We start from the raw sequence: 12,799 nt of genomic DNA, 5'->3' as shown, positions 1-12,799 counted from the left end.
GGCCCTTGGCCCTCAGATACGTGCCGCATGCGCCGCGTGTTCATCCGTGTGTTCAGCGGCCCGCCGAGTCCAGCGCGGACTGGAGGGACTGCTGGTAGCCGGTGCTGGTGTACGAGGCGCCCGACACCATGTCGATCTGCGCGCTCTGCGCGGCCAGCGCCTCACGTCGCAGCTGGGGGAGCGCGTAGCTGTTGATCTCCTGGTCGCGCGGATTGTCCTGCGGGTACTGCACGGCCGTCACGTCCGTGATCCTTCCGCTCCTGATCGTGACCCGCACCTGGACCGGACCCCAGCGGGTCTGCACGGTCTCGCCGGTCACGGTCCTGGTACCGGTGCTCTTGCCCGAGCCGGCGCCGCTCGACGACGCGGAGGGGGCCGAACTGCTCGACACCGCGGGCGACTTGGCGTCGGCGATGACCGGCGTGGGACTCGTGTGCGGCTTCAGCGACAGCAGGAGCACCATCCCGGAGACCGTCGCGGCACCGGCCAGCACGATCCGGCGCAGCGGACGGTTCTTCTTCAAGGCGTGCACGTCAGGGTCCTCACAGCTCGAACGACTCGTGGTGGATTCGGCGGTCCGGCACCCCGGCCGCCCGCAGCGCCTCGTACACGTCCTGCATGAAGCGGTGCGGGCCGCAGAGGTAGACGTCGTGGCCGGCGATCCCGGGGAACGTCGCGCGCAGCGCCTCGGCCGAGATGTCCGGCCGCTCGCCGCCCGCACCGTTCAGCGCGTACAGCACCCGCGCACCGCGCCAGCGGGCGATCGCCTCCAGCTCGCCGCCCAGCGCCAGGTCCTCGGAGCCGCGCGCCCGGTACAGCAGCGTGACCTCGCCGGGCAGCGTCTCGAACAGTGCCCGCAGCGGGGTGACACCGACCCCGGCCGCGATGAGCAGCGAGCGGTGGCTGGTGGCCCGGTCGGCGGTCATGGAGCCGTAGGGACCCTCGGCCCACACCCGGGTGCCGGGCCGCAGCAGGGCGACGCCCGCACTGTGGTCGCCGAGCGCCTTGACGGTGATGCGCAGCCGGTCCGGGCGCGCCGGCGCCGACAGGGAGTACGGCGTCGACGTCCAGCCCAGGCCCTCGCCGAGGAAACGCCAGCGGAAGAACTGCCCCGGCCGCGCGCCGAGTTCGTCGAGATGCCGCCCGCGCACGACAACCGAGTACACACCCGGTGACTCCTTGTGAACCGAGTCCACGCGCAGCTGGTGACGCCGGTTGAGCCGGACCGGGGCGAGGATCCGGAACCACAGCACCAGGGCCGCGACGCCCAGGTACAGCGCGTACCAGAGCGCGCTCGCCACCGGCTTGCCGTTGAACTCGTTGCCCAGCGACACCTGGTGGAAGAAGACCAGGAACACCGCCGCGTAGGTGAGGAGGTGGACGTAGTACCAGAACTCGTGGCTCGTCCGGCGGCGCACGGCCCGGGCCGAGGTGACGCCGACCGCGAAGAGGATCACCGTGCCGGCGGTGGCCTTGAGCATGTCCGGGTAGTCCAGGACGACGGAGACCGTCTCGTGCCACAGCGAGGCGTGGTCCTGGGCGGCGTACCCGGCGAGGATCAGCCCGATGTGCACGGTGAGCAGACAGACCGTGTAGCGGCCCGCCATCGCGTGCCAGCGGGCGACCCGGTCCGAGCCGACCCGGCTCTCCAGCAGCGGCACCCGCGCCATCAGACCGACCAGCACCGCGCAGGCGTACCCGCACAGCAGTCCGGCGAGCCGCCCGGCGCCGGTCAGCCAGCCGGCCGAGCCGATCACGGAACCGGTGCCGGTCCACCAGAGCGCCGCCGCGCCCGCCGCACCGGCCCACAGCAGGGCCAGCACGGGCCCCGCGGGGGAGCGCCGGCCGGCCACGGGCACGGGCGGGGCCGTCCGTCGTGTATCGACCGTGGTCATGGGTTCAACGCCCTTTCGTCCGTCATGCCCGGCCACTGTGCCCGCCGAATCTCTGAGCCACCTCTGAGCCACCCCCCTGACCAGGGCTTTCGACAGCGGACTCAGAGGGGTTTCTCATCCGGCGTTCAGCGGAGCGGGGCGGGCGGCGGCAGGACGGCGGTGAGCGTACTCACAGAAAACTCAGAGGTGGGGCGGTACACCGCACCCGCCGGCGGGGGTGATGCTGGGAGGTGCGATGAACACGACCCGTTCCGGCCGCCCGGCCCTCACCCGCCCCGACGGCACCCCGCTGCGCGTCCTCGTCGTCGACGACGACCCCGACCTCGCGGAGGTGCTCACCGGCGCCCTGCGCTACGAGGGCTGGCAGGTGCGCGCCGCCGGCGACGGCGCCTGCGCCCTCAGCACCGCGCGCGAGCTGCTGCCGGACGCCGTCGTCCTCGACGTGATGCTCCCCGACACCGACGGCTTCACCGTGCTGCGCGGGCTGCACGAGGTGAAGCCGGACGTCTGTGTGCTCTTCCTCACGGCGCGGGACGCGGTGGAGGACCGGATCGCCGGCATCACCGCGGGCGGCGACGACTACGTCACCAAGCCCTTCAGCCTGGAGGAGGTCGTCGCCCGGCTGCGCGGACTGCTGCGCCGCGCGGGCATGGCCCGCCAGCTGGAGGACGGGCCGCGCCTGGTCGTCGGCGACTTGGTGATGGACGAGGAGGCCCGCGAGGTGACCCGGGCCGGCGACCTGGTCGAACTGTCGCCGACCGAGTTCGAACTCCTCCGCTTCCTCATGCGCAACCCGCGCCGTGTGCTCAGCAAGGCACAGATCCTCGACCGGGTCTGGTCCTACGACTTCGGCGGCCGCGCCCATGTGGTCGAGCTGTACATCTCCTACCTGCGCAAGAAGGTCGACGCGGGCCGCGAGCCCATGATCCACACCGTCCGCGGCGCGGGCTACGTCCTCAAGCCGGCGGCCCGCTGATGGCCTCGCCGCCACGGTTCCCGCGCCGCCTGCCCCGCCCCCGCACCCTGCGCGCCCGGCTCACCGCCGGGCTCGTGGTGCTGCTCGCGATCAGCTGTGCCGCGGTCGGCGTGGCGGCCGTCGTCGAACTGAACGGCTTCCTCACCCGCCGGCTCGACCAGCAGCTCCAGCAGACCGGCACGGCCTTCCCACAGAGCCTGGAGCACGGCACCTACACGCTCTCGAAACCCTCGGACCACGACGGCGACGAGCACGGCGACACCCGCCGCCAGGCCGCCGAGACCTTCGGCGCCCGCCTGCTGGCCGGCCGGGTCACCAGCGCGGCCGTCGTCCCCGCCAGCGACAGGCAGGATCTCGGCATCACGCTGACCACGCGCGACCGTGCGGCCCTGGCCCGGATCCCGGTGGACGGCACCGGCCACACCGTGTGCCTGTCGCACCTGCGCGACTACCGCATGATGGCGTGGCGCGGCAGGGACGGCGACGTGCTGATCACGGGGCTGCCGACGGAGCCGGTACGGGCCGCCGTGCAACGGCTCGAACTGGTCGCGGTGGTCGTCTTCGGCCTGGCCCTGACCGCCGCCGGGGTGGCCGGGGCGCTCTGGGTCCGCTGGTCGCTGCGCCCGCTGAGCCGGGTCGCCGCGACCGCCACCCGGGTCAGCGAGCTGCCGCTGGCCACCGGCGAGGTGGTGCTGCCGCCGCGCGCCCCCGACCACGACCCGCGCAGTGAGGTCGGCCGGGTCGCCGCGGCGTTCAACCGCATGCTGCGGCACGTCGAGGACGCCCTGACGAAGCGGCACGCGAGCGAGGAGCGGCTGCGCCGCTTCGCCGCCGACGCCAGCCACGAGCTGCGCACCCCGGTCGCCTCGGTCCGCGGCCACGCCGAACTGGCCCTCCTCCACCCCGGCCCGGTGCCGCCCGAGATCGCCCGGGCCCTGGAGCGGATCAAGGCCGAGTCCTCCCGCATGGGCGAGATGGTCGACGACCTGCTCCTGCTGGCCCGCCTGGACGCGGGCCGACCGCTGGAGCGGCAGCCGGTGGACCTGACGCACCTGGTCCTGGACGCCGTCACCGACGCCCGCGCCGCCGGCCCCGACCACCGCTGGTCCATGGACCTCCCCGAGGACCCCGTCACGGTCCCGGGCGACACCCACCGCCTCCACCAGGTGTTGGCCAACCTGTTGGCCAACGCACGTTTGCACACACCCGTTGGCACGAAGGTGACGGTCACCCTGGAACGCGACCCGGACGCGGCCGTCCTCTCCGTCCACGACGACGGCCCCGGCGTCCCCGAGGACGTCCGGCCGGGCGTCTTCGAACGCTTCACCCGGGCGGAGCACCGCCGCCGCCCCGGTGCCTCCGGCGGCGGCGCGGGCCTGGGCCTGTCGATCGTGGCGGCGGTGGCGGAGGCACACGGGGGCAGCGTGGGGCTGGAGAGCCGACCGGGGAGCACGACGTTCAGGGTGATTCTGCCGACCTGACGGTGCGCGAGGCTCAGTACGTGGTCACAGCCGTGGCGCCGCCGTCGGTTCCCACGGCGATGTGCGGCGACTTCTCGGGCCTGGCCCACTGGAGAATCCGCTGCATCGCATCCTCCGGTACCGACACACACCCGGCCGTGGCGCCCTGCCCGTTGACGTGCAGGAAGATCCCGGCACCACGGCCCCGCACGGGCCGGCCGTAGTTGAACCCGATGACGAGCCCGTACGCGTACTGGGCCGCGTACGCGACCAGATGCTCGGACTCGGACGCCCGGCAGTCGGCCGGCAGAGGGTCGACCCACCGGTTGTACGACGACGAGTCGTTGTCCTGGCACCACCACGAACTGTCCTTCACCGCACGGTACGTGACGCTCGTCCCGGCCGGCGCCGCCTTGATGCCGAAGCCGAAGGGGAGGTCGTACAGTCCGGTCGGCGTCGTGTTCGTGCCCTGCTTGCGGGTGGCGCCCTCCGCCAGACCGCTCGCGCCGAACCGTGCCGGTGCCGAGCCCGCCTGCACCCACTGCCCGTCCCGCAGGTCCCACCACGTGAGCGTGCCCGACGTCGAGTCGGTGCGCGGAGCCTGAGCGGTGATCAGCTGGGTGCCGCCGCCCGTGTCCGCCATCAGCGCGGGCAGCGGACCGGACTCGGACCCGGCGCCGGGGGCCGGGGCGGAGCCGAGCAGGGCGAGCGAGGACGCGGAGACGAGGGCGAGGACGACACCGGGGCGCATGGCTCAGACGGTAGACGGGGGGAGCGGCAACGGCAGTCCGGGTAGGCCGTCCAGGCTAGTCGCCACGTGCTCCTTCTTCTCGAAGTACGCGCCGAGGGACGCGTCGTCCTCGCGTGCGAAGCGCTTCTCGTGCAGATCGCGGTCCTGCTCGTACGCCATGAAGGGGACGGCGTAGCCGCAGGTGTCCCGCACCAGCTCGGCGTGGACGACGATGACGGCGCGCAGTCCGTGCGGGGTCGGGTCGATGCCCGGGAAGTGCGCGAGCAGCTCGTGGAAGCGCGGGTCGTCGCGGAAGACCGGCTCGCCCCGGCCGTGGACGCGCACGATGTTCGGCGGCCCCTGGAAGGCGCACCACATCAGCGTGATCCGTCCGTTCTCCCGCAGGTGGGCGATCGTCTCGGCGTTGGACCCGGCGAAGTCCAGGTAGGCCACGGTCAGTTCGTCGAGTACGACGAAGGAGCCCTTGAGGCCCTTGGGGGAGAGGTTGACCGTGCCGTCGCCGGAGAGCGGGGCGGTCGCGGTGAAGAACAGGGGCTGCTCCTCGATGAACGTGCGGAGCCTGCCGTCGATGCGCTCATACGTCTTTCCCATGTCCAACGATTATCGAGGCAACCCCTTCGCCCGCCAGAGGAATTGAGGGAGTGCGGACATGTCGGGGCCGCCCCGGCCGGCGCTTGTCGGGGCGGCCCCGGATGCCTGCTACCTCACTTGGTGAGCGTGCAGGCGGCGAGGGAGTCGAGGCCGGTGGGCCTGGTGCCCTTGCGGCCGATGGCGATGGCGATGCGGTCGATGGTGGAGACGCGTTTGTCCTTGAGCGGGCCGAGGATGGCGTTGTTGACGAAGTTGGGTCCGCCTTGGCCGACGGTTGTTTGCAAACGGTTGTTGGCTTCTTGGATCTGGGTCTGGAGGAGGGCGAGGTTGCGGGTGACCTCGGCCTGTGCGGAGGCGGGGACTGCCGGGAGCCGGGAGGCGACGTCCGGGCAGGTGATCGTTCCGGCCCCCGTGTTCCCGCTCGCCGCCGCGCCGCCCGCACCGCCCGAGGTCGCGTTCCCCGCCGCCGAGCCGCCCGCCGCCGAGCCGCCGGTCTGCCCGCTCGCCGAGGCGCTCGGTGCGGTACCGGCACCCGCACCGGCACCGGCACCGGCGCCGCTGTTCACACCGCCCGCGTTCAGCGTGCAGGCGGCGAGGGAGCCGAGGCCGGTGGGCCTGGTGCCCTTGCGGCCGATGGCGATGGCGATGCGGTCGATGGTGGAGACGCGTTTGTCTTTGAGGGGGCCGAGGATGGCGTTGTTGACGAAGTTGGGTCCGCCTTGGCCGACGGTTGTTTGCAAACGGTTGTTGGCTTCTTGGATCTGGGTCTGGAGGAGGGCGAGGTTGCGAGTGACCTCGGCCTGCGCCGACGCCGGCACTGCCGGGAGCCGGGAGGCGACGTCCGGGCAGGTGATCGTCCCGGCGCTCGCCAGCGTGCGGGCGTTCGTCGCGCCGTCGCTCCTGCCGGGGGTCCCGGCGAGCGCCGAGCCCGCGATCACGGCGCCGGACAGCACGACGGCGGCAGCGCCGCCGATGAAGGCCACACGACGCTTGTTGTACTTCGGAAGAGCCCTGGACATGCGGATGCCTCACTTGGTCAGGAGTGGGTTCAGCGGTGAGACGCGGCGCCTGCGTTCGGGGGGAAGTACGAGAAAGCGGTTGCTGGCGTTCAAGGCTCTGCTCAATTGACGAATCATGCAGAGCTCTGCATACTCATGCATGACAGGGATTGCAGTGTGAGGAGAAACCCGTGACCGAGCGCGTCGTACTCGCCTATTCGGGCGGTCTGGACACCTCCGTCGCCATCGGCTGGATCGCCGAGGAGACGGGCGCCGAGGTCATCGCCGTAGCGGTGGACGTCGGCCAGGGCGGCGAGGACCTGGACGTCATCCGCAAGCGCGCCCTCGCCTGCGGGGCCGTCGAGGCCGAGGTCGCCGACGCCAGGGACGAGTTCGCCGACGAGTACTGCCTCCCGGCGATCAAGGCCAACGCCCTCTACATGGACCGCTACCCGCTGGTCTCGGCGCTCTCCCGGCCCGTGATCGTCAAGCACCTGGTCGCCGCCGCGCAGAAGCACGGTGCCACCACCGTCGCGCACGGCTGCACGGGCAAGGGCAACGACCAGGTCCGCTTCGAGGCCGGCATCGTCGCCCTCGCCCCCGACCTGAAGTGCATCGCCCCGGTCCGCGACTACGCGATGACCCGGGACAAGGCGATCGCCTTCTGCGAGGCCAAGCGGCTCCCGATCGCCACCACCAGGAAGTCCCCGTACTCCATCGACCAGAACGTCTTCGGACGCGCCGTCGAGACGGGCTTCCTGGAGGACATCTGGAACGCCCCGATCGAGGACGTCTACGACTACACCGCCGACCCCTCCGTCCCCCGCGAGCCCGACGAGGTGGTGATCACCTTCGAGGCGGGCGTCCCGGTCGCGGTCGACGGCGAGCCCGTCACCGTCCTCCAGGCGATCCAGCGGCTCAACGAGCGCGCCGGCGCCCAGGGCGTCGGCCGGATCGACATGGTCGAGGACCGGCTCGTCGGCATCAAGTCCCGCGAGGTGTACGAGGCGCCGGGCGCCATCGCCCTGATCACCGCCCACCAGGAGCTGGAGAACGTCACCGTCGAGCGCGAACTCGCCCGCTACAAGCGGCAGGTGGAGCAGCGCTGGGGCGAACTGGTCTACGACGGCCAGTGGTTCTCCCCGCTCAAGCGCGCGCTGGACGGCTTCGTCGACGAGGCGAGCACGCACGTGTCCGGCGACATCCGGATGACCCTGCACGGCGGCCGCGCCGTTGTCACCGGCCGCCGCTCCGCCTCCTCGCTCTACGACTTCAACCTCGCCACCTACGACACGGGCGACACCTTCGACCAGGCCGCGGCCAAGGGCTTCATCGACATCTACGGCCTGTCCTCGCAGATCGCCGCACGGCGGGACCTGCGGGCATAGCCTGACGCACGACCGGCACCACAACCGACCCACCCACCTTCTCTAGGAGCAGCGCAAGTGAGCAGCAACAGCGGTGACGTCCGGCTCTGGGGCGGCCGTTTCGCCGACGGTCCCGCCGAAGCCCTGGCGAAGCTGTCCGCGTCCGTCCACTTCGACTGGCGGCTCGCGCCCTACGACATCGCCGGTTCGCGTGCCCACGCGCGCGTCCTCCACAAGGCGGGGCTGCTCACCGAGGACGAGCTGACCCGCATGATCGACGGGCTCGACCGGCTGGAGGCCGACGTCGCCGCCGGCACCTTCACCGGCACCATCGCCGACGAGGACGTGCACACCGCCCTGGAGCGCGGCCTGCTGGAGCGCCTCGGCCCGGACCTCGGCGGCAAGCTGCGCGCCGGCCGGTCGCGCAACGACCAGGTGGCGACCCTCTTCCGGATGTACCTCAGGGACCACGCCCGCGTCATCGGCGGCCTGATCGCCGATCTCCAGGACGCCCTGGTCGGCCTCGCCGAGGCCCACCCCGACGTCGCGATGCCGGGCCGCACCCACCTCCAGCACGCCCAGCCCGTGCTCTTCGCCCACCACGTCCTGGCCCATGTGCAGTCCCTGTCCCGGGACGCCGAGCGGCTGCGCCAGTGGGACGAGCGCACGGCCGTGTCGCCGTACGGCTCCGGCGCCCTCGCCGGCTCCTCGCTCGGCCTGGACCCGGAGGCCGTGGCCGAGGACCTGGGCTTCGAGCACGGCAGCGCCGCCAACTCGATCGACGGCACGGCCTCCCGTGACTTCGTCGCCGAGTTCGCCTTCATCACCGCGATGATCGGCGTGAACCTCTCCCGGATCGCGGAGGAGATCATCATCTGGAACACGAAGGAGTTCTCCTTCGTGACCCTGCACGACGCGTTCTCCACCGGCTCGTCGATCATGCCGCAGAAGAAGAACCCGGACATCGCCGAGCTGGCGCGCGGCAAGTCCGGCCGTCTGATCGGCAACCTGACCGGACTGATGGCGACGCTCAAGGCCCTGCCGCTCGCCTACAACCGCGACCTCCAGGAGGACAAGGAGCCGGTCTTCGACTCCTGCGACCAGCTGGAGGTACTGCTGCCCGCCTTCACCGGCATGATGGCCACCCTCACGGTCAACCGCGAGCGGATGGAGGAGCTGGCCCCGGCCGGCTTCTCGCTCGCCACCGACATCGCGGAGTGGCTGGTCAAGCAGGGCGTGCCGTTCCGCGTGGCGCACGAGGTCGCGGGGGAGTGCGTGAAGGTCGCCGAGGCCGAGGGCAAGGAGCTGGACGGCCTCACGGACGAGCAGTTCGCGAAGATCTCGGCACATCTCACCCCGGAGGTGCGGTCCGTGCTCAACGTCCCCGGCGCCCTCGCCTCCCGCAACGGCCGCGGCGGTACGGCGCCCAGCGCGGTCGCCGTCCAGCTGGCGGAGGTCAAGGCGGACGTGGCGGCACAGCACGCCTGGGCCGACGCAAAGAAGTGACCTGAGGGCGTCGCGGGTTACGTTGGTCGTCAGTCAGCCGACCGAACGGAGCCCGCGATGCCCTTCGCCCGTCTCGCGCACGCCACCACGCCGACCTGCCACATCGGCCTCGGCCTGGCCGCCGTCGGCCGTCCCGGCTACATCAACCTGGGCCGGGACGAGGACCTCGGGGAGAACCGCAGCGTCGACGCCCTGCGCGACCGCACCCATGAACTCCTCGACGCCGCCTACGCCCAGGGCGTGCGCTACTTCGACGTGGCCCGCTCCTACGGCCGTTCCGAGGAGTTCCTCGCCGACTGGCTGAACGCCCGCCCCGACATCGACGACGTGGTCGTCGGCAGCAAGTGGGGCTACACGTACACCGCCGGCTGGGCCACGGACGCCGAGAAGCACGAGGTCAAGGACCACAGCGTGGCGGCCTACGACCGCCAGCGCGCCGAGACCGACGCGCTGCTCGGCGACCGGCTCGACCTCTACCAGATCCACTCGGTGACCCCGGACAGCCCGGCCCTGACCGACAAGGACCTGCACGTCAGGCTGGCCGAGGCGGCCGCCCGGGGCGTGAGCGTCGGCTTCTCCACCAGCGGCCCCGCCCAGGCCGACGCCATCCGCGCCGCCCTCGCGATCACCGTCGACGGCGAGCCCCTCTTCCGTACCGTCCAGTCGACGTACAACCTCCTGGAGCACTCGGCCGCCCCCGCGCTCGCCGAGGCCCACGACGCCGGGCTCACCGTGATCGTCAAGGAGGGCGTGGCCAACGGCCGGCTCGCCGCGCCGCATGCCCCGGAGATGCTGAGGGCCGTCGCCGAGGAGACCTCCCTCGGCTGTGACGCCGTGGCGCTCGCCTGGATCCTGCGCCAGCCCTGGGCGGGCGTCGTCCTGTCCGGCGCGGCGACGGTCCCGCAGCTCTTCTCGAATCTGCACGCCCCCGCCGTCGACCTCGACGTGGACCAGCTGACCCGCCTCGCCACGCTCGCCGAGGACCCGAGCGCCTACTGGGAGCGTCGCGGACAGCTGCCCTGGCACTGATCCGGCACCCCCTCTGACCAGCTCCCATGAGTCACACGCACCCAGGATGAGACATAAATGTCTCACATGGGCTACTCTTGTCTCATGGCTCTGGACCGTGACCACGTGCTGCGCAGCGCAGCCGCCCTGCTGACCCGTAAATCCACCGCGACCATGGACGAGGTCGCCAAGGCCGCCGGAATCAGCCGGGCCACGCTGCACCGCCACTTCGCCGGGCGCGACGCGCTCGTCCGGGCGCTGGAGGCGCTCGGCATCGCGGAGTGCGAGGCGGCGCTGGACGCGGCCCGCCTGGACGACGGTCCGGCGGCCGAGGCCGTAGGGCGTCTGGTCCGCGCGATCGAACCCGCGGCCGGCCTGCTCGCCTTCCTCTACACCGAGAACCAGCTGTTCGAGGGTGAGGAGCAGAACCAGGGCTGGGCCCGTATCGACGAACGCCTCATGTCCCTGTTCCGGCGCGGCCAGGAGAACGGCGAGTTCCGCATCGACCTCACCCCGGCCTGGCTCACCGAGGCGCTCTACGGCCTGCTGGCCTCCGGCGCCTGGGGCGTGTCCGAGGGCCGGGTGGCCGCCAAGGACTTCACCTACATGGTCGTCGAGCTGCTGCTCGGCGGCGTACGACGTACGAACGCGTAAGAAGAGAGGAATCATGACCAGCACCCTGCAGCCGGCCGGTGCGACGGAGTCGGAGAAGGGGCGGGGCCGCTGGCTCGCGCTCTCCGTCCTCGTCCTGGCCGTGCTGCTGGTGGCCGTCGACGCCACCGTCCTCGGCCTGGCGACCCCCTACATCAGCGAAGACCTGAACCCCTCCGGCACCCAGCTCCTCTGGATCGGCGACGTCTACTCCTTCGTCATCGCCGGCCTGCTGGTCTCCATGGGCAGCCTCGGCGACCGCATCGGCCGCAAGCGCATCCTGCTCGGCGGTGCCACCGCGTTCGGCGCGATCTCCGTCCTCAACGCCTATGCCACGACACCGGAGTTGATGATCCTGGCACGGGCGCTGCTCGGTGTCGCGGGCGCGACCCTGATGCCCGCCACCCTCGCCCTGATCCGCAACCTCTTCCACGACCCGCGCGAGCGCAGCCTCGCCGTCGGCATCTGGGGCGCGACCGCCTCGGCCGGTACGGCGGTCGGCCCGATCGCGGGCGGGTTCCTGCTCGAACACTTCTGGTGGGGCTCGGTCTTCCTCATCAACCTGCCGGTGATGGCCGTCCTGGTCCTCGTCGGCATCCGTACGCTGCCCGAGTCCCGCAACCCGCACCCCGGCCCCTGGGACCTGGCCAGCGTCCTGCTGTCCCTGGTCGGCATGATCGGTGTGGTCTACGCGGTCAAGGAGGCGGCGACCCACGGCTTCACCTGGCCGACGCTCGCCGCGGGCCTGCTGGGCGCGGCCGCGCTCCACGGCTTCGTGCACCGCCAACTCACCATGCCGGTCCCGCTGTTGGACATGCGTCTGTTCCGTCGGCGCGGCTTCAGCGGGGCGGTCCTCGCCGACCTGCTGACCGTGCTCGGCATGTCCGGCCTGGTGTTCTTCCTCTCCCAGTACCTGCAACTCGTCCAGGGCAGGCGCCCGTTCGAGGCGGGTCTCGCCGAACTGCCCGCCGCCGTCGGCGCGGTGGTGGCCGGCCTGATGGCGGGCCGCGCCGCCCGCCGCTTCTCGGTGCGGACCGTGGTCTGCGGCGGTCTCGCCGCCGTGGGACTCGCCCTGGCGGCGCTGACGGCTCTGGGCGTGTCGACGGGTTACCCGGTCCTCGGCGCCGCACTGCTGGTCGTCGGGGTCGGGGCCGGCTTCTCCTTCACGGTGACGGCCGACGTGATCCTCTCCAGCGTGCCCAAGGAACAGGCGGGCGCCGCCTCGGCGGTCTCCGAGACGGCGTACGAACTGGGCGCGGCCCTGGGCATCGCCCTGCTGGGCTCGATCGTGACGGGCGTCTACCGCGACTTCACGGGCCCGGCGGGTACCCCGCCCGAGGCCCACGAGTCACTGGGCGCGGCGGCGGACGCGGCGGCGAAACTGCCCCCGCACACGGCCCAGCAGATGCTGGACGCCGCCCGCGAATCCTTCGTCCACGGCCTCCACCTGGCCTCGGGCGCGGGAGCGGCAGTCCTCCTGACCGCCGCCTTGGCCGCATGGTTCCTGCTGAAGGACCAGAAACTGGAGAGTGCCGAGTAGGCGAAACCCCTGGGGGCGCGGGGCCGTGTCTGATATGCGGCTTCGCCGCGCGGGCG

At 71.9% G+C, this 12,799-nt stretch carries 12 protein-coding genes; 7 read left to right on the top strand and 5 right to left on the bottom strand.

Going from position 1 to position 12,799, the window contains the following annotated elements; all coding sequences use genetic code 11:
• Nucleotides 1–52: 52 nt before the first annotated feature.
• Entirely contained in the window at nt 53–532 is a 480-nt protein-coding gene (locus ACFC8N_RS20600) for an FMN-binding protein (RefSeq protein ID WP_376288959.1), read from the bottom strand.
• A 10-nt stretch (nt 533–542) separates the two neighbouring features.
• Entirely contained in the window at nt 543–1,895 is a 1,353-nt protein-coding gene (locus ACFC8N_RS20595) for a ferric reductase-like transmembrane domain-containing protein (RefSeq protein ID WP_376288958.1), read from the bottom strand.
• Between the two features lie 235 nt (nt 1,896–2,130).
• On the opposite strand from ACFC8N_RS20595, the gene ACFC8N_RS20590 reads away from it, so the two are divergent.
• Complete coding sequence (locus tag ACFC8N_RS20590; RefSeq protein ID WP_356022118.1) at nt 2,131–2,871, top strand: response regulator transcription factor; 741 nt, start codon at nt 2,131–2,133, stop codon at nt 2,869–2,871.
• Nucleotides 2,871–4,352 carry a sensor histidine kinase gene (locus ACFC8N_RS20585; protein WP_376288957.1) on the top strand — a complete coding sequence of 494 codons (1,482 nt, stop codon included), beginning with the start codon at nt 2,871–2,873 and terminating at the stop codon, nt 4,350–4,352. Before ACFC8N_RS20590 ends, ACFC8N_RS20585 begins: the two co-directional genes overlap by 1 nt.
• Nucleotides 4,353–4,365: 13 nt before the next feature.
• On the opposite strand, the gene ACFC8N_RS20580 is transcribed toward ACFC8N_RS20585, so the two are convergent.
• The 3 genes from ACFC8N_RS20580 to ACFC8N_RS20570 form a co-directional block, all read right to left on the bottom strand.
• On the bottom strand, nt 4,366–5,082 hold the full coding sequence (locus ACFC8N_RS20580; RefSeq protein ID WP_356022112.1) for a L,D-transpeptidase family protein: 717 nt from the start codon (nt 5,080–5,082) through the stop codon (nt 4,366–4,368).
• A gap of 3 nt (nt 5,083–5,085) precedes the next feature.
• Complete coding sequence (locus ACFC8N_RS20575; RefSeq protein WP_356022110.1) at nt 5,086–5,673, bottom strand: pyridoxamine 5'-phosphate oxidase family protein; 588 nt, start codon at nt 5,671–5,673, stop codon at nt 5,086–5,088.
• A 113-nt stretch (nt 5,674–5,786) separates the two neighbouring features.
• Entirely contained in the window at nt 5,787–6,692 is a 906-nt protein-coding gene (locus ACFC8N_RS20570; protein WP_376288956.1) for a hypothetical protein, read from the bottom strand.
• A gap of 170 nt (nt 6,693–6,862) precedes the next feature.
• Here ACFC8N_RS20570 and ACFC8N_RS20565 point away from each other — a divergent pair, with 170 nt between their 5' ends.
• The 5 genes from ACFC8N_RS20565 (at nt 6,863) to ACFC8N_RS20545 (ending at nt 12,743) form a co-directional block, all read left to right on the top strand.
• The gene (locus ACFC8N_RS20565) at nt 6,863–8,059 is read left to right on the top strand and encodes an argininosuccinate synthase (RefSeq protein ID WP_376288955.1); all 1,197 of its coding nucleotides are present in this window, start codon (nt 6,863–6,865) and stop codon (nt 8,057–8,059) included.
• 57 nt (nt 8,060–8,116) lie between these two features.
• Entirely contained in the window at nt 8,117–9,544 is a 1,428-nt protein-coding gene (argH, locus tag ACFC8N_RS20560; protein ID WP_376288954.1) for an argininosuccinate lyase, read from the top strand.
• A gap of 57 nt (nt 9,545–9,601) precedes the next feature.
• On the top strand, nt 9,602–10,573 hold the full coding sequence (locus ACFC8N_RS20555; RefSeq protein WP_356022104.1) for an aldo/keto reductase: 972 nt from the start codon (nt 9,602–9,604) through the stop codon (nt 10,571–10,573).
• A gap of 84 nt (nt 10,574–10,657) precedes the next feature.
• Nucleotides 10,658–11,206, top strand: coding sequence for a helix-turn-helix domain-containing protein (locus ACFC8N_RS20550; protein ID WP_356022101.1), 549 nt, complete (start codon nt 10,658–10,660; stop codon nt 11,204–11,206).
• Between the two features lie 13 nt (nt 11,207–11,219).
• Nucleotides 11,220–12,743, top strand: a complete 1,524-nt coding sequence (locus tag ACFC8N_RS20545; protein WP_356022099.1) for an MFS transporter — start codon at nt 11,220–11,222, stop codon at nt 12,741–12,743.
• Nucleotides 12,744–12,799 lie beyond the last annotated feature (56 nt).

Source organism: Streptomyces sp. NPDC055966 (assembly GCF_042269865.1).
In the GTDB taxonomy this organism is placed as follows: domain Bacteria; phylum Actinomycetota; class Actinomycetes; order Streptomycetales; family Streptomycetaceae; genus Streptomyces.
The sequence above is the reverse complement of the archived record's forward strand: the minus strand, read 5'-3'. Positions and strand labels throughout refer to the sequence as shown.